Source organism: Anaerocolumna sp. AGMB13020 (genome assembly GCF_033100115.1).
Classification (GTDB): domain Bacteria; phylum Bacillota; class Clostridia; order Lachnospirales; family Lachnospiraceae; genus Anaerocolumna.
Window position 1 is genome coordinate 568,142 of the sequence record NZ_CP136910.1, and the last position, 18,731, is coordinate 586,872.

Annotated in this window: 14 protein-coding genes and 1 pseudogene; 1 reads left to right on the plus strand and 14 read right to left on the minus strand. The window is 39.8% G+C overall.

Translation table 11 applies throughout. The features are described 5' to 3' along the window. The first annotated feature begins 174 nt into the window (after positions 1–174). Entirely contained in the window at positions 175–639 is a 465-nt protein-coding gene (locus R2R35_RS02400; protein WP_317732898.1) for a transcriptional regulator, read from the plus strand. A 202-nt stretch (positions 640–841) separates the two neighbouring features. Here the strand turns inward: R2R35_RS02400 and galT are convergent, their stop codons facing one another. The 14 genes and pseudogenes from galT to sufC form a co-directional block, all read right to left on the minus strand. Further along, positions 842–2,401: a UDP-glucose--hexose-1-phosphate uridylyltransferase gene (gene galT / locus R2R35_RS02405; RefSeq protein ID WP_317732899.1), complete on the minus strand. Its 1,560-nt coding sequence runs from the start codon at positions 2,399–2,401 to the stop codon at positions 842–844. 197 nt (positions 2,402–2,598) lie between these two features. Continuing rightward, complete coding sequence (gene galE / locus R2R35_RS02410; protein ID WP_317732900.1) at positions 2,599–3,591, minus strand: UDP-glucose 4-epimerase GalE; 993 nt, start codon at positions 3,589–3,591, stop codon at positions 2,599–2,601. Positions 3,592–3,783: 192 nt separating this feature from the next. Beyond that, entirely contained in the window at positions 3,784–4,944 is a 1,161-nt protein-coding gene (locus R2R35_RS02415) for a galactokinase (protein ID WP_317732901.1), read from the minus strand. Positions 4,945–5,077: 133 nt separating this feature from the next. Beyond that, entirely contained in the window at positions 5,078–5,998 is a 921-nt protein-coding gene (locus R2R35_RS02420; protein ID WP_317732902.1) for an ArsR/SmtB family transcription factor, read from the minus strand. Between the two features lie 310 nt (positions 5,999–6,308). Further along, the gene (locus R2R35_RS02425) at positions 6,309–7,970 is read right to left on the minus strand and encodes a S8 family peptidase (protein WP_317732903.1); all 1,662 of its coding nucleotides are present in this window, start codon (positions 7,968–7,970) and stop codon (positions 6,309–6,311) included. A 196-nt stretch (positions 7,971–8,166) separates the two neighbouring features. Further along, the gene (locus R2R35_RS02430) at positions 8,167–9,198 is read right to left on the minus strand and encodes an N-acetylmuramoyl-L-alanine amidase (protein WP_317732904.1); all 1,032 of its coding nucleotides are present in this window, start codon (positions 9,196–9,198) and stop codon (positions 8,167–8,169) included. Positions 9,199–9,336: 138 nt separating this feature from the next. After that, complete coding sequence (locus R2R35_RS02435; RefSeq protein WP_317732905.1) at positions 9,337–10,203, minus strand: GNAT family N-acetyltransferase; 867 nt, start codon at positions 10,201–10,203, stop codon at positions 9,337–9,339. 24 nt (positions 10,204–10,227) lie between these two features. Further along, positions 10,228–11,646, minus strand: a pseudogene (pyk, locus tag R2R35_RS02440) (pyruvate kinase); the annotation flags it as partial. A gap of 531 nt (positions 11,647–12,177) precedes the next feature. Continuing rightward, positions 12,178–13,416: a [Fe-Fe] hydrogenase large subunit C-terminal domain-containing protein gene (locus R2R35_RS02445; protein WP_317732906.1), complete on the minus strand. Its 1,239-nt coding sequence runs from the start codon at positions 13,414–13,416 to the stop codon at positions 12,178–12,180. A gap of 145 nt (positions 13,417–13,561) precedes the next feature. Beyond that, positions 13,562–13,996 (minus strand): Fe-S cluster assembly sulfur transfer protein SufU, encoded by a 435-nt coding sequence (sufU, locus tag R2R35_RS02450; RefSeq protein ID WP_317732907.1) that lies wholly within the window; start codon positions 13,994–13,996, stop codon positions 13,562–13,564. Then, positions 13,986–15,224, minus strand: a complete 1,239-nt coding sequence (locus R2R35_RS02455) for a cysteine desulfurase (RefSeq protein ID WP_317732908.1) — start codon at positions 15,222–15,224, stop codon at positions 13,986–13,988. Before R2R35_RS02455 ends, sufU begins: the two co-directional genes overlap by 11 nt. After that, on the minus strand, positions 15,205–16,317 hold the full coding sequence (locus R2R35_RS02460; RefSeq protein ID WP_317732909.1) for a SufD family Fe-S cluster assembly protein: 1,113 nt from the start codon (positions 16,315–16,317) through the stop codon (positions 15,205–15,207). The genes R2R35_RS02455 and R2R35_RS02460 overlap by 20 nt, the downstream gene beginning before the upstream one ends. Positions 16,318–16,375: 58 nt before the next feature. After that, on the minus strand, positions 16,376–17,779 hold the full coding sequence (gene sufB / locus R2R35_RS02465; RefSeq protein ID WP_317734730.1) for a Fe-S cluster assembly protein SufB: 1,404 nt from the start codon (positions 17,777–17,779) through the stop codon (positions 16,376–16,378). 66 nt (positions 17,780–17,845) lie between these two features. Further along, on the minus strand, positions 17,846–18,586 hold the full coding sequence (gene sufC / locus R2R35_RS02470; RefSeq protein ID WP_317732910.1) for a Fe-S cluster assembly ATPase SufC: 741 nt from the start codon (positions 18,584–18,586) through the stop codon (positions 17,846–17,848). Between the last annotated feature and the right edge of the window lie 145 nt (positions 18,587–18,731).

The following is an 18,731-nucleotide window of genomic DNA, read 5'->3' on the forward strand; positions in this document are numbered from 1 at the left end:
ACCGTTTGAGAGCCTTGCGCGGCTTCATATCCTTATATATCGGCTCACCCAGGAAACAGGGAGAAATTGAATAAGTACCGTGCTAGCTATAGCCGAAAAGCATAGCAGAACAGGAAATATCATTAATACAAAGATAATCTTATAAAGAATGAATTTACTGAAAGGAGATTGTTTATGCAAGATGTACGTGTTATTGATTTTCCCAGATTAAAGGTGGTGAGTTCAGGTCCTATCACCACAATGGAGGAGTTTGAGAATTTTGATCGCTGGTGGTCTGCGATTGATTCCAAGGATTACATAACTCCCCGGGATTTTATGTGGTACAATGAAAAAGAAAATTATATGGAATGGATCTTCGCCGTTCCAAAAGATTGCTACGATTTTGGTAATTATGCTCTAACCGAATTTCCCGGTGGTCTTTATGCTGCTGTAACGTCAAAAGATACAGAGGAGGACTGTAAATTAGCAAAAGAAGAAATCAGCAAATGGATAAATGACTGTAAATGTTTTGAACTATCTACTCCTGGCAATGACAAAATAACGAGATATACAATGTCACATATTGTAACCCCTCGCATCTTTAAGAAAAAAATGGGTTATCATCTTACCGATACCTTTGTACCTATTATAGCAAAATAAATCGTTGCAATAATTCCTGGCAACCCTTTGATAACAAAAGACATATCTCTTTTGCCCCCTGATGCGGCAGTGAGATATGTCTTTTATGTGAAAGGACTCTATTGTATATCAGCACGCTTTATGAGTCAACAGCATGTATTCTGTTTTGTTAAACCAACTGTCCACTTGCAGACAACTGATTCTTTCGCATTTGAACTATCTATTATTGATTCAAAGAATGAATAAATCTTTCAAAGGCTTTTTGTCCTTCCATATTTCGTTTGTATACTCCTGCATGCTCTAACACCTTCATAAATACAATACCGATTTCCTGTTGAAGGATTTCTTCTATATTATCAGAAGTAACCAAAGGATACTTGGGAAGGAATTCTTCCATCCATAGCTTATGTTTATAGATAGCCTCCTCCTCTAAGATATCTCTTCCGGACAAGATTGCTTCACGAAGCTCTTCCATCTCATCCTTCAAACGTGCCGGCAATACAGCAAGACCCATTACTTCTATAAGTCCGATATTCTCTTTCTTAATGTGATGCAGTTCACCATGGGGATGGTAGACGCCAAGAGGATGTTCTTCTGTAGTAACGTTATTGCGAAGCACCAGATCAAACTCATACAGACCGTTTTTCTTTCTGGCTATGGGGGTAATTGTATTATGAGGTTCTAATTCCTTACCTGCTTCCCTCTGTTCCTCTGCTTCAGCCGTTGTCAGAAGTTTTCCCTCTAAATCGGAGTATGCATATACGAAAGCGCTTTCATCTGTATAGCTTCTCCAGGCTTTTAAGATATAGTCACCCAATTCCACAAGTTCCTGAGGTTCTTCACCACGAAGCCTGATGACAGACATAGGCCACTTAACAATCCCTGCCTGGATTTTCTCATATCCTTTTATCTTAAATTCTTTCTCAACCGGTGCCTTAGCCATAGCAAATTCATAATTACCGCCTTGAAAATGATCGTGGGTAAGTATGGAACCGCCTACAATCGGGAGATCTGCATTGGAGCCAACAAAGTAATGAGGAAACAATTTAACAAAATCAAAAAGTTTCTGAAATGCCGGTTTATCGACCTTCATAGGGGTATGTTCACTGTTTAATACAATACAGTGTTCATTGTAATACACATAGGGTGAATACTGAAAACCAAAACCCTGATTATTAATCGTAATGGGTATAATTCTGTGATTCTGTCTGGCAGGATGATCCACTCTTCCGGCATATCCTTCATTTTCCACACAGAGGAGGCATTTAGGGTATCCGCTCTGCTTCTTTAACTTGGCTTCTGCTATGGCTTTGGGATCTTTTTCAGGTTTTGACAGATTAATGGTTATATCCATATCGCCGTATTCGGTTTCCGTTATCCATTTAATGTCCTTAATAATACGATATCTTCTGATATAATCGGAATCCTGGCTGAGTTTGTAGTAATAATCCGTAGCCTTTTTAGGGTCTTCTTCGTAAAGGCTGTTAAAGGTTTTAACCACTTTGGATGGTGGTGGAATAAGAAGCCCCATTATTTTTGTATCGAACAAATCCCTGTAAACGATACTGTCGCTTTTTAACAGGCCTTTTTCAATGGCAAATTTAAGAATTCCCTCTAATATCTCTTCTAAATCCATAGTAGTGGTAGCTTTATCAGGCTCTTCATACTCCTCAAGCTCCAGGACCTCCAAAAGCTTATTTATGGTATAGTATTTATCCTGCTTCTCAATTAAGCCTGCGGCCAATGCATACTCAGTCAATGCTTTTATATATTGATTAATCATATTTTACACCCATTGCATATCACAGATATCTGCGATATTGCCATTCATAAAACGAACAAAAGAATTTTCCGGCAACCTTTCATTTTCTAATTTTCTTTTGTTCTCGCTTAGGGTGTGTCTGAAATACAATGCACCGTTTTTGAAAGCTTCGTCCGGCACAGGCAAACTTCAGATACCCTATATGCAAAACATTGCTGTTATTTAGTCTTATAACCTTCCGGATGGCTCTGGTGCCACTTCCAGGCAGTTGCAATGATTTCCTTAACATCTTCAAATTCAGGTTTCCAGCCAAGGATTTTTTTTGCTTTATCACTGGAGGCAATTAGTTTTGCCGGATCTCCTGCTCTTCTGGGAGTTGTAACAGCAGGTATATTAGAGCCGGTTACTTCTTGTGCCGCCTCAACAATTTCCTTAACGGTGAAACCAACACCGTTACCCAGGTTAAAGATATCACTTTCTCCACCCTTTACCAGATAATCTACCGCCAGGATATGCGCCTGTGCTAAATCTGTTACATGAATATAATCTCTTACACAGGTACCATCTTTTGTATCATAATCATCGCCATAGATATTAACGGCTTCTCTTTTCTTATTGGGAACCTGAAGCACTAGAGGAATCAAATGAGTTTCCGGATTATGCGCTTCACCGATTTCACCGCTCTTATGTGCACCGCAGGCATTAAAGTAACGAAGTGATACATATTTTAAGCCATGGGCCTTATCTGTCCATTTAAACATCTTTTCCATGGAAAGCTTGGTCTCGCCGTAGCAATTGGTAGGCTCCGTCTTATCCGTTTCCAGAATGGGAACTTTCTCAGGCTCTCCATAGGTTGCAGCTGTTGAAGAAAATACAATCTTCTTCACATCATGTGCTATCATGGATTCTAAAAGTACCTTCGTGCCATTCAGGTTATTATCGTAGTATTTAAGAGGATTGGTCATACTTTCTCCAACCAGTGAATTGGCAGCAAAATGAATAACAGCATCAATCTTCTCCTTTTCCAATACACTGTCAACAAAATCCCTGTTACGGATATCCCCCTGATAGAATCTGGCTTTCGGATGAACAGCTTCTTTATAGCCGGTTTCCAGATTATCTACGATTACCACATCTTCGCCTTTGTCAATTAATTCATAAACTGTGTGAGAACCGATATAGCCGGCTCCTCCTAATACTAAAACTGTCATACTTTACCTCACATTCCTCCGCCTTTATGCGGCATACGCTTTTAAGCAACATCATCTTTTACAGGGTATAAATTTCAATTTATCCCTTTCGTGAATATCAAATCTTCGATTTGATATTCCTGAATCCGTAGTTGAAAAAACTGTTTTTAAAACTGTTTTTGGTTTTTTAACCTATCTCTATGCTGTAATTTCTTATAACCTTACTGGACCATCTCCCACTTCAACTACATAGAAATCAGCCTTATAGCCGATTTTATCTTCGTAGATTTTACCGACATTTTCAATAAAGTTATCTACATCAGCGTTTTCCACGATACTTACAGTACATCCCCCAAAACCAGCTCCTGTCATACGAGCTCCGATAACTCCTTTCTGCGCCCAGGAAGCTTCTACAAGTGTATCTAGCTCTATACCTGTAACTTCGTAGTCATCTCTTAAGGATACATGAGAAGCATTCATCAGTTCACCAAACAAGGATATATTTCCGGCTTCTAAGGCTTTTACTGCTTTGACTGTCCTTTGATTTTCATATACTGCATGTTTTGCACGCTGCGTACGGACAGGATCGCCGATTAAAGCTTTATTTTTTTCAAATTCTTCTTCCGTAAGTTCACCAAGAGATTTAATATCCAGCTTGGTCTGCAGTGCTGCAAGTGCATCTTCACATTCCTGTCTTCTTTCGTTGTATTTGGAATCGCCTAGTCCTCTTTTTTTGTTGCTACAGGCAATAACAATCTTTGCATTCTCCAGTTTGATTGGTGCATACTCATAAGCCAGATCGCTGGTATCCAGGAATATGGCATGATCTTTTTTACCCATTGCAATGGCAAACTGGTCCATAATACCGCAATTTACACCGATAAAGTTATTTTCAGCATACTGGCTTACCAAAGCGATATCAACCAGGCTGATATCCAATCCGAAAAGTTCTTTTGCTATAAAACCTGTAAGTACTTCCACAGACGCAGAGGAGGATAATCCGGAGGCATTTGGTATATTTCCGAAATATAAGAGATCCATGCCTTCATCAATTACGAAACCTCTTTCCTGCAGTGTCTTAATTACTCCTTTGGGGTAATTTGCCCAATCATCCTTCTTATCATAGGTAAGACCTTCAAGTGATACGCTGATTACGCCAAGTTCTTTAAAGTTCAGAGAATAGAATCTTAGTACCTTCTCACCATTTTTTCTTGCTGCTCCGTAAGTTCCAATGGTCAATGCACAGGGAAACACGTGTCCGCCGTTATAATCTGTATGTTCTCCAATTAAGTTAACCCTGCCAGGCGCAAAAAACAATTCCGCTTCACTGCCTCCAAATACTTCCTGAAAACTTGATAATAATTCCTTCTTCATCGTAAACTCCTATCCGTATGCTCTTGCACACTTAAAATCAGGCACTTAACTCCTGTTATTTTGTAAACTCATTTCTTATTTAGGATGCCCTATGCTTTTTGCTTTAAGCATCCCAAAAGTCCTGCTCTAACTGTCAGAAAACCAGTTTCATACGAATATCCTGCTGATAATCACCAAAGCCGTTTCCAAATAAGTTAACACCTCCTATATGGACCGCATCTTCTTTGATTCCAAGTCTTACGGATATATAAGCATTGCCAGCCAGTTCATAAGTATCAATTGTCCTGTTATTTACCGGCATATCATCGATAAAGGTTCCCTCCTCTGATAATTTCCAGGTCTTTAAAACTCCGAACTGGGAATTTTTATCAGGCCACCAGACTGGATTGTATTTTCCTCTTCTTCCTCCAAAATCTCCGGGACAAGTCCAGGTACCAGCCTCAATACCATTAATCCATAACGTTATATCGGAAGGATGATTCAGATTAAACTCATGATCTTCAGAGCACAATTCCATGGATATTTCCATACGTTTAAGCTGTCTGCTGGTAAGCAGATAATTCGGGAAACGATACTCCACATATCCTTTGCCAAACCATAAGAGTTTTGCCCCGGTTCTGCCTGGATTATAGAAACACCTGGGTTCGTCTTCCTCATCAATATGACTCTTCTCATTGACAATGCCACAGGTTGGTTCCACATAATAGTCAACAAAATTACCTATTGGCATATTTATTATTTCAGAATCCTCTTCCCTGTTGGTTTCCATATTCAGCTCCAGAGTCCTTACTTCCCTTTTACATATTTTCATAGAACCTCTTACTGCCGGAACCAGCTCGGTCGCTATGAGTCCTGCCTCTTCTAACAGCTTAACATGAGTTGCAGCAGAAGATTGGGGAAGATTTAACTGCTCTGCTATTTCATTGATGTTATAATTACCTCTGCATAAAAGCTTTAATATTTCCAGCCTTATTTCTGCTGATAGTGCCTTGGCACTTAGTGCCATACTTTCTGTATCATCTAAATCAAGCCTGATAATTTTACTCAATATCACTGCTCCTTTATATCAGATTTTTTGATATAAACTTGTTTTTTTGTTATAAATATAATATCATAATTGAACGAAAAAGAAAAGTATCCGGGATTAGTTTGCAACATTTTAACAAAAAAATTTAATAGTATTTTCTTTGTTCCTCTCCAACAGGCTTTCACACTGTCTTTTTAGAAAAGCATAAAAAAAGCCGGTAGTATTATTATACTCACGGCTAACAAAAAATTATCGGTTTTCCTATAAACAGCTGGTGCTAAGTGATGTGTATTGTCGGAATGCAATCAGTACCAGGAGCAAAATGCTGACAATTTTATTATTGTATATATCCATAACCCCAATCTTTGTTGGGGTATTTCATATCCCGCCTCCTGACAGCATTGATCATCAAACTGTTCTTAATGGCGGCGGTAGTCACCAGCCGGCTGTCATTCTGGCTTAAACCTTCTTGTAATAGTCCCGCGCAGATTCCTGCTGCATATGCAACTGCCAGACAAGTTCCTGAAATCGGCAATATGGTATTATAAATGGTGGGTGCAAGAAGATTTATTCCAGGTGCAGTAATGGTGGGTTTCGGCAAATTCATGGAAGTAAAGCCTCTTCCGGTAAATGGTGCAAGGGTGATATTAACCGGTTCATAGGCACTGATTGTTATAGGAAAATCAGCATTCCCAGGACCGGAGATGGTTGTATAGGGATCGGCATTATAGAAAAAAGTCTCTTCTGAAATAAAATTTCTTATTGGCAGCCACATATGAAATTCCGTTTCCAGATTATCCGTGCCCGATACGATAAACTGCCAGACCCCATCTGTTATATTACGAAACCGAAACATGATAAGCTGCTGTTCCGAGTATGCTTCACTGTTATAACTATCAATAAAAACTACCATCTCATGATACATTATACTTATATTTCTTTGGGAGGCAAAATCAGACTTCAGATCATATATAATTTCACCGTTTGGTGCTATAAGCCTTACATTCAAAAGACTTGGAAGCACTCCCCACATTTCTGCCGTGAAGTTTTTATCTTCTTTCCCGACATTCAGATATACCGTGTCGGAGTTGAAAGGCGGAGTCAGCATCCGAAAGTAATGATGGCCCTGATCCCCTTCGTTACCTGATGCCAGCAGGATACAGATTCCGGGTTTATTGGTGTTTTCATTAATGTAGTTACATATTATATCTTCCCCTTTATGAGAACCCTGGGAAGAACTTAACCCCAAACAGATAACAACGGGTTTTTGCAGTCTTTCTGATGCTCTGATCAGATATTCAATTCCCATCATAAGGTCATTTTGCTGAAAACAAACCTCGTCTTTCGGGATTCCATAGAAATCCATCAGATAGCTTTTAGCTTGTTTTAATTTCACTACAGCAAGACTGGCCCCCGGTACTACTCCCAAAACATCTACGATATTATCCGATAGCCCTGTAGCAACACCTGCCATAGCGGTACCTTCACCAATCGAATCGATTGACGGAACGATGTCCAAGGGGTTACTGGAAGCCAATGCCTGGTTTATCTCCGCTGCTGTATATTCCGTTCCGTAATAAAAATCTCTGGGATAATTATTGCTTATAATTGTCTGATCCCAAATCAATTCAATTTTTGTTGTTTTATCTTCTTTGATAAAAATCTGATTCTGGTAGTCTATACCCGTATCAATTATACCGATTACAATTCCAACGCCTGAATTTTCGCTGGTATTAACGCTATGAGCACTGACTCCTTCTGCCCGGCCAGTAAAAAAGGCAGTGAGGCCGAAACATTTTGGCAAAATATGATAACCGAATTCCTGAACCGCATTTTCATTAAAATCTTTAACCGGTATGTGCACCACCGCGTAGTTTTCATTTATTAAATTATAAGTATACTCATGATAGCGTTCAAAAAACTGCAGATTATTATTGTATTCCACAACCAGATCAGCAAATGCCTCACTTATTATCGTATGTCTCTCCCACTCATTCATATCATACCGGCTCCTTGGCATGGCTTAATACTTAATAGTTTAGCATTATGCATTAATTACTAATAATTTATGTCAGTTTTCAATATATGTTTCCTTAAAACTATTTTTTTAATAATTTGCCGGTTTTGATTAGAATACACTATGAGAGAATCCCGGAGTTCGTAAGCTGAACCGGCAAAGCTTTAAGACAGCTTACTTAACGTCTGCCATCTCTTACAATTAAAGTGCTATACCCCATCTGTCTTAAGACTTCCTCTTCTCTTGCAGCTTCATCAAGGTCATTAAATCTGCCTGTGATTACAGCATAAACTTCACCCTGTCTAATGATATCAGCGGGTATATCGTTTTCCATCAAATTTCTGATCAAGTTGTTGGCATTATTAATATCGTTAAACAACCCAAGCTGAATATGATAAATTGCCTGCTCACCGTTTTCACCTTCTCTGTATTCCGTATCTGTTTCCGATTCTTCGTTCATGCCGTTATAATCCTGGTTGTTACGTTCCTGGCCTCTTCCGCTCCGGGTATTCCCATTCTGGTTTTCTTCATTTTGATAACTTCCATTTTGTGAACTACCATTTCCGGTATTCCCGTTCTCATAATTTCCGTTTTGTGAACCGCCGTTTCCAGTATTTCCGTTGTACATACCCTCTTGGCTGTAATCTTCCTCTGAATACTCTCCATCAACCTCTGTATTCTCACCAAGCGTATCCAGAATAGCTGCTGCTATTGCATATGCGATCTCATCAAATCTTTCATCAAACAGAGTATTATCCGAATCTGTGTTAATAAATCCCACTTCAACTAATACCGCCGGCATGTTTGTTCTACGCAGAACTGCCAGATCTGTCCTCACTGTTATACCAAGATCTGAAAATCCAACTTCCTCCAGCTCCTGATTGATATTTGCCGCAAGTACAGCTCCAGGATCATCCATAGCAAATACCAGTGATTGCACCCCGCTGTAAGTATTGGGTGTAGGGCTTGCATTTCTGTGAATAGAAACGAAATAGTCTGCACCTTCCAGATTAGCCATATAAGCTCTTTCCAAGGGTGATACATAGACATCGTCTACTCTGGTATAGAGTACATCCACTCCATTGTTAGTAAGTATTTCACCTATTTCCAGTGTCAGGTCAAGATTGTCGTATTTTTCCATACGCCCAAAATATACTGCACCATTGTCATATCCGCCATGTCCGGCATCTAAAATTATTCGACTAGCCATAGATAGCCTCAAAGTATTCTTTTAGCATATCATATGCCACTGCCAAGTCCCTTGTTACTCTTACGGATACTAGTAGCAATACTCAATTTATTCAATCTTCCCTTTTCTAAAAAGAACGAAGCGCAGTCAGAGTTTCTCTTAAATTGTCATATAATGATAATCGTATTGTTCAACAATGGAAAATCCAAAGGTTTTATACAGCTGCAAGGCTTCCTTACTTTCGCTTTCAACCTGCAGCAACACCTTTTCTCTTCCCATATCTTTTATTTCTGATACAGCCCATACAAGAAAAGCTTTTCCATACCCCTCTCCCCGGTACCTCTTTCGGATACCAAAACCATAGACAGAGGCATCCTTGCTACCAAGATGGAGACTTAAAATTCCAATGGCTTTTCCCTTTGAACGCAGAAGAAAGGTCTGTGTATTGGAATCCTCAAGTGAAAGTTCCAACATTTCCTGTACTGTATCCTGCTCCCATTCAAATATTTCCCGGAATACTTCTATCCCCTCCATCAGATTATCCCCAGTTAGCTGTTCTACCAATAAGGTCTCCTGAAATGCCTTTTTATAGTTCCTGTCAGATTTTATCTCGTAAGACAACAAATAATCTGCTCTTCCAGCCTTTGCTTTTAAGGCTTCTGCACACGCCTTACCGGTAATACTTTTATTTTCAACGACTAATACTGCAATGGAAATATCAAATTTCTTAAGCTCCTTAACCGCTTTCTTATAAAGAGATTTAAAATAACCCTGCCTTCTGTGGGAAGGCAGGGTATAGGCTGAAATTTCGGCTTCATCCGGAAAAGGTTGGTATAGTATCAAGGTACTTATGAGAACTTCCTTCTGATAGAAGCAATAGTAACTCTTAAGTTCGGGATAATAATTGTCACCCTCCTCCAAAACCGGCAGCCGCTTAAGTTTGTCATTTTCATTGCAGGCAGTAATCAGTTGATTGATATCTTCCCTTTGCTTTTCATTCAAAGTGTGAAGTGTAATAATCGACATATACTCCCGCCTTTATTAATAATGGTTTCCCGCAATATGAACTTTAATAATGTTCGTCGTTCCGGAAGTTCTTAGAGGAACACCTGCTGTAATAACAGTTAACTCACCATGCTTTAAATAACCTTTTTCTTCTACAGTAGCTACCGCATGCTCAAATAAAACGAATGTATCCTGCTCTTCTTTGATCAGAAGTGGTTTAACACCCCAGGACAAATTAAGCTGTCTGCAAACATGCTTCTCAGTAGTACAACCGATAATAGTGCATGCCGGACGGTATTTGGATATCATTCTGGCAGTCTGTCCGGACTGGGTAACGGTTATAATCATTGCTGCATTCAGGTCATGAGCTGTAGTACAGGTTGCATGAGAAATTGCATCTGTAATACTTGGATTCTCTTCTGTCTCCAGCAAACGGAAACGTTTCTTATAATCGATATCCTGCTCGGTGCGAATAGCAATACGTACCATTGTCTTAAGTGCATCCACCGGATACAATCCTGCTGCAGTCTCACCGGATAACATAATAGCACTGGTGCCATCATAAATAGCATTGGCAACGTCAGTAGATTCTGCTCTGGTAGGTCTTGGATTCTTCATCATAGAATCAAGCATCTGAGTTGCTGTAATTACCTGTTTGCCTGCGTTATATACCTTCTTGATGATCATCTTCTGAATTACAGGAACGTCCTCTAAAGGTATCTCTACCCCCATATCACCTCTGGCAATCATAATACCGTCAGCTGCTTCAATTATCTCATCGATATTTTCAACGCCTTCCATATTTTCAATTTTAGCGATAATGTTAGTTCCTGTATGATTATACTCAGCAAAAATTTTACGAATTTCCATAATATCTGCGGCACTCCTTGTAAAAGAAGCCGCGATAAAATCATATCCCTTTTCGATGGCAAAAATGATATCATCTCTATCCTTAGCGCTGATAAAGGGCATTGTAAGTTTTGTACCAGGTACGTTAACTCCCTTATTGTCGGAAATCGAACCGTCATTCTGAACGGTACAGATGATATCTGTCTCAGTAAGGCTTTCAACTGTCATTCCTACGAGACCGTCATCAATCAGAATGGTAGCTCCAACACTTATGTCTTTTACCAGATGCTCATAATTTATATAAACAATATCCTGTGTTCCTTCTATTTGTCTGGTTGTCAAAGTAAATGTTTGTCCTTTTACCAGGCTTACCTTTTTTTCTGTAAATTTTCCGATACGAATCTCAGGTCCTTTTGTATCCAGCAGAGCCGCTATGGGAATATCCAATTCCTCCCTGATTTGTCTTAATCGAACCAAACGGCCATAATGCTCCTCATGATCAGCATGTGAGAAGTTAAATCTTGCACAGTCCATACCTGCAAGAGCCAATTCTCTCATTACGTCACCCTTATCCGTTGATGGGCCTAATGTACAGATTATTTTGGTCTTTCTCATACCTTAATCCTCCTTGTGAATTTTTTAATTATTTCAAATCACCCTGGATACAGATTACATTTCCACGAAATCACCTAATTTTTTCTATTGAAAATATTCTGCATAAGCGGAATCTTAATTTTATCATCTTCCTGTACCACACATGAAATTACTATGGCATTTTAACGTCGAAAATGAAACTATCCTAAAATTCTTCTTATAAAATCCCTGCGTCCCTTAACCCACGGGAATAATAATACACCATTTTCCATAATAAATCTACAGAAAAATAATATATTATCTTAATTAATAGAGTATTTTACATAAGTCTTTTTGTCTATACAAGAATTCTACAAAGAATTTACTGACTTCTTACTCTTTCCTAACATTTCATACAATGGTATTTTTCCCCATAATTAGTATGTTTGTTAATTTCTTAACTATATATTAATGATACGCTAAAATCCCATCTTAATTTTGTTAAATACCTCCAGACACTACCTCCCGCAAACTGTCCTCTCTGTATGTGTACAACAAAACTTAAGTTTATACTTAAAATTCTCTCGTAAATATATCACTATGCTCCAGCAGACTCTCTACCGTATCAAACCCTAAACGATGCAGCAGTTCTATTACATAAGGATTGTCAATGGGTGTGGGGTAAGCCGCACTGTCTCCATACGCATTAACATGCTGTCTTCCCTCTTCCCTGTCAATCATAACCTTAGGACCGCCTACACATCCGCCTACGCAACCCATTCCTTCAAAGAAATTTGCATTTCCATTCCCCTCCAGCAGTTCGTTAATCATCTGCTTACAGGACGGTACACCGTCTGCCTGTCTGGTTTTCACATGGATTTTCCTGTCAGGATTCAATCGCTCTACTGTCCCTTTGACTGCTTCACTGACTCCGCCGGTTCTGGCATAAATTCTGCCGGCTCTTGAGGAATGGTCTTTTTCGCTCTCATCCATTTTGCCTGGGTCAATACCTGCATACTCAAAAATATCCTGAACCTCCTGAAAGGTAAGAACAAAATCAACCGCATCACTGATATCCTTTTCCCTTGCTTCTGCTTTCTTGGCTACACAAGGTCCGATGAATATGGTGATTGCCTCCGGATGCAGTACTTTAATGGTTCGTCCGCAGGCTACCATGGGAGAAACCGCTCCCGGAACATGGGGCATAAGATCCTTATAGATTCGTCTTATCATACCTATCCACATAGGGCAGCAACAGCTGGTCAATTGATAATCCTTTTCAGTCAGAATGTTTTTATCAAATTCCAGCGCTTCTTTTAAGGTTAAAATATCAGCAAATAATGCTACTTCTATCATTCCCTCAAAGCCCAGATACTTAAAGGCATTTCTAAGCTTACCAGGTGTTACCTCTTCATTGAACTGGCCTAAGAATGCAGGAGCTATCAAGGCATATACAGGGCCCTTTGCCTCATGGATAGCCGTCAGGGCAGGAAGTACATCCTTGCTGGCTGTCAGCTTATCCGCCTTACAGGCATCAACACAGGCACAGCAGCCGGCACATAATTCTTTATCAATTATCAATTTTCCGTTCTCATCTTTTTTGATAGCTTCAAAAATACAGCTGTCAACGCAGGCAGACGGCTTATCCGGAGGGCAGGAACATTCACCTATATGCAAAATCGGAGGATATTTCTTTGGATTTAACAGGCAATCCAATTGATGGGGATCATATTCATCAAAATTGATATTTTTTTCCTTTCCATCAACATAATCCTTCGTTAGCTTGCGATACATATCATCAAATCTAGTCATAGAACACCTCACTTTTCATAGTCATTATTTTTTCCAAAAACTTGTTAAATAACCAAAATGCCATAAAAAGATGCAAATTGCATACTTCTATGGCATTCTCCTACTTATTTATAGATTATGTTCTAACTATTTCCTCTGTTAAGGCTTATTCATTGTCCTTATTTATCGTCTCTGACAAAGTATGCCAGCCCAATACTGCGCATTTGACTCTGGCAGGCATGTGGGATATATCCTTAAGGGCAACAGCATCCTCCAATATCTCTAGCTCATCCTCCTTTTTAATTTCATTTTTTATCATACCAGTAAAGGTCTGTGCAAGCAATTCTGCTTCTTCCAGACTTTTACCTTTTATCAAATCTATCATAATCGATGCAGAAGCCTGGGATATTGCACATCCGCTGCCTACAAACGAGGCATCCTCTATGATACCGTCTTTGATGTTTAATTCCAGCTCAATCTCATCTCCACAGCTTGGGTTAATACCGCGTTTCGTCCTGTCTGGATGTTCAAGATGATGTTTGTTATGATTGGAATTCGCATGTTCTCTTAAGATTTCCGAATATACATTTTCAATTCCCAAGACCAAGCCACCCCCTCACTTTCATTAAGCTCGTTATAAACCTATCAATATCTTCTTTGGTATTATAAAAATAGAAAGACACCCTGCAGGTAGCCGCCGCTCCTAAATACCTCATGAAAGGCTGAGCACAGTGATGACCCGCACGAATACAGACACCATCTGCATTTAATAAGGAGGAGACATCGTGAGGATGCACCTCTTGTATGTTAAAAGATATTACACCGTTTCTGTCATCCGCAGTATGTTTTTCACCATAGATAGTAACATAAGGTAATTCCCTCAGTCTGTCAAGAGCATAAGTGGTAAGCTCTTCTTCAATTTCTCTAATTCTGTCATATCCTGTCTCTTTGAGGTACCCGATTGCCGCTTTCAGACCTATTGCGCCTCCCACATTTGGCGTTCCCGCTTCGAATTTTTGAGGCAAAGGTGCAAAAGTTGACTCCTGTTCTGATACGAAATCAATCATTTCCCCTCCGGTAAGAAAAGGAGGCATTTCTTCCAGAAGAGCTTTCTTTCCATAAAGAACGCCAATTCCCATAGGACCCAGCATTTTATGTCCGGAAAAGACTGCAAAATCTGCATTAAGATCAATTACATCCAAGGGATAATGAGGAATACTCTGTGCACAGTCAATAACGGTTACAGCTCCTACACTATGGGCTTTCTCTGTTATTTTCTTAACAGGATAAACGGCACCGGTCACATTCGACACATAGGCAAAAGCCACAATTTTCGTTTTAGCTGTAATCTTTTCTTCTATCTCCTCTTCTTTAAGACGTCCTTGCTCATCTGTATAGAGATACTTTAAAACTGCATTTTTCTCTTTGGCAAGCTGCTGCCAGGGTATTAGGTTGCTGTGATGCTCGGAAATGGGGATGAGAATTTCATCCCCTTCTTTAATATTGTTTTTGCCATAACTATAGGCTATAAGATTCAGGCTTTCCGTTGCATTTCGGGTAAATATGATTTCCGCAGCATCTTTTGCTTTAATAAAATCTGCAACGGCGTTTCTTGCCTCTTCATATTCAAAAGTTGCTTTTTCACTGATATCATACAACCCTCTATAAGGATTGGCATTGTATTCTTTATAATACTCTTCCACTGCTTTTATGACAGACTCCGGCTTCTGGGTAGTAGCCGCATTATCAAGATAAACCAAAGGTTTTTCACCCTTCCCTTTTAACAGGGGAAAGTCATTGATATACACATTACTGCAGGCTGCTGACATGGCTCATCCTCTCCTTCACATAATTGCTGACTTTTTCCTTTAATTCTTCTGTGGGGATGTTTTTTATAGCCGGATGAAACCAGGCTTCCAGCATTAGTTTTTTCGCTTCGGTTTCACTTAGTCCTCTGGACATCATATAAAAAAGCTTATCCTCATCTATCTTTCCGCTGTTTGCTGCATGTTTACCCGATACATTTTCCTCTCCGCATAAAATTAAAGGTACGGATACATTTTTTATGGTTTTATCAAAGAGCAGAGTATATTCGCCTTCTGCACCTTCTGCTCCGGCTGCCCCTCTTTTAAAGTCTATTGTACCTCTGAATATTTTTTTGCTGCTGTCCAATAAGGCTCCGTTAATATTCATCTCACTCTTTGAATTCCGGCCGTAATGATTGACCACATAATTAAAATCCAGGGAACGGTTCTTATCACCAAAATAAATGGTATCTACCTGGAACTCGCTGTCATCACCCTTTAAATCGGCCTGAATACCGCTGGCCAGATAACCAGCACCTAATTCACACTGGGTAATTCTTACCTTTCCGCCTTCTTTGCATTCCGCTCCAATATTGCTTAGATGTACCCCGGAATCCGGCAGCAGCTGTATCTGAATAAGGTTTATCAAGGCATTTTTACCGGCTATCAGATACAATAACCCGCCATGAAATAACGGTTCTGCTTCTTTTCCTTCATAAGTAAGAACCAGGGTTATTTCACTTCCTTCTTCTGCCACAACGAACATCTCTTCTGCCAATGCCGCGCGCTCCTTATCCAGCAGATTATTTATATACACAGGCTCTGATAACCGTTTACCCTTTGGGCAGGTTAAGGTTAGCTTTCTATTCTGGTTATTTCTTATAAATTCCTCTGCACTTTCACCCATTCCGGTCTGGGGAATTTTCTGAATTGAATAAGTATTATCTTTTGTTACTACAAGCTGGTCGAGGCTCTCACCTGTAAAATCAGAGAACTTTACGGGTTTAATATCCGGAATTTCCTGCCTGATATTTAATTCATTAACGCCCAGCCAACGAAAAGTCTTCATTGGCAGTTTATTGGTATTTTTTAATTCCAGTATCATCGTTTTCCCCATTTCTACGCTGCTGTTTCGTTCCTGTTGTTTCTGTGTCCAGCGCAGACACAAACATTAGCTATCCTATACTGCCTTCCATTTCAAGGCGTATCAGCTGATTCATTTCCAACGCATATTCCAAAGGAAGCTCTTTTGCTATAGGTTCAGCAAAGCCGCTTACAATCATGGCTCTGGCATCCGCTTCACTTAATCCCCTGCTCATAAGATAAAAAATCGTATCATCACTGATCCTGCCTATCTTGGCTTCATGTCCGATATCCACATTATCATTTCGAATATCCATAACCGGGATGGTATCAGAACGTGACTTAGAATCCAACATTAAGGATTCACAGGATACTGCACACTTGGCACCATCTGCTTCTGTTCCCATTACAACAGCACTTCTAAAAGTACTTGTGCCGCCATCCTTGGATATTGATTTTGAACTCATATGGGAAGAAGTGTTAGGTGCTGCATGCACTACCTTAACCCCTGTATCCAGGCTCTGACCATTACCCGCAAAGGTTATACCAGTATACTCCATCTTTGCATTTTCACCCTTTAAGATACTCATGGGGTACAAATAGGATACTCTGGAGCCAAAGGAGCCGGATACCCATTCCATGGTTGCGTCTTTCGCCACCGAAGCACGCTTTGTATTGAGATTAAACATATTCTTAGACCAGTTTTCAATGGTTGAATAACGAAGCCTTGCGCCTTCTCTGACAAACAATTCCACACAGCCCGCATGGAGATTGGCTACATTATATTTAGGTGCTGAACAACCTTCAATAAAATGCAGATTTGCTCCTTTATCCACTATTATCAGCGTATGCTCAAACTGTCCTGCTCCGGGAGCATTTAAACGGAAATAGGATTGCAGAGGGATCTCAACAGACACACCAGGCGGTACATAAACAAAGGAACCACCGCTCCATACTGCTCCGTGAAGAGCAGCAAACTTATGATCTCTTGGAGTTACCAGCTTCATAAAATGCTCTTTTACCAGCTCCTCATGCTCTCTTAAGGCACTTTCCATATCGGTATAGATAACACCGAGACTTTTAACCTCTTCTCTGACATTATGATACACTACCTCTGAGTCATACTGCGCTCCCACACCTGCCAGAGAGGTACGTTCAGCCTGGGGTATTCCCAAACGCTCAAAGGTATTTTTGATATCCTCCGGAACCTCCTCCCACTTTAACTGCATCTGAGTGTTCGGTCTGACATAAGTAACGATATCCTCCATATGAAGCCCTTCAATACTTGGCCCCCATACCGGTATATCCAATTCATTGTATATTTTTAAAGATTTCTGCCTGAATTCTCTCATCCAAGCCGGATCATTTTTTTCAAGTGATATGGAATTAACGATTCCGGATGTCAATCCTCTGGATGCTTTGTAGGAGGCATTAACCTTATCTTTGATGTCGTATATACTTCGGTTAACATCTTCAACATAAGTCTTATTTTTCACTGTTTCCATCATTACCTCTCTTTCCCGTCGCTCACACGACATATCTATGAATCATACCGCCTTAAGTTATTTATGCAGCGCCTTAAAGCCTTTCCTGTTGACCGTCTCAACGAGCTCCGGTCCACCAGTCATGATCAGTTTACCTTCGGAAAGAATATGAACATAATCAACATCCAGATACTCCAGAATCTTTGTATTATGTGTTATGATAAGAAGTGCATTCTCTTTACTCTTAAAGGCTTTTACTCCCTTTGAGACAATTTTTACCGCATCAACATCAAGGCCGGAATCCGTCTCATCCAGTATGGCAAGTTTGGGATTTAACATAAGCATCTGAAGAATTTCAGACTTTTTCTTCTCACCTCCGGAAAAGCCCACATTTAAATATCTGTCTGCATATTCCCTGTCCATACCAAGGTTTTCCATGGTCTTGCCCAGCTCTTTCCGATATGCCATTACTTTTGGCAGTTTGCCGTCAATAGCTGTTTTGGAGGATCTCAGAAAGCTTTCAAGGCTTACTCCGGTTAATTCCTCCGGATTCTGAAAAGAAAGAAATAACCCTTTCTTCGCTCTGACATCTGTTTTTTCATTTGTGATATCCTCACCCTCAAAAAGGATTTTTCCTTCTTCAACAATATATTTTGAATGTCCCATGATAGAATAACCAAGGGTTGACTTACCAGCACCGTTTGGTCCCATAATCACATGAACTTCTCCTTTGTTCACCGTAAGATTCAACCCATTTAAAATATCCTTATTTTCCACACTCACTCTGAGCCCTTTGATCTCAAGTAATTTCTCTGACATGTATACATCACTGACCTTTCTACATAATTTTAGCAGCTTATTAATTCCCACTATTTTAATTCCTACTAATTTAATCCCTATTATAATACTCGGATATAATCTTTGCAAGCCCTAAATCATTCTCTTTTGCATTTCCCTGCCAATA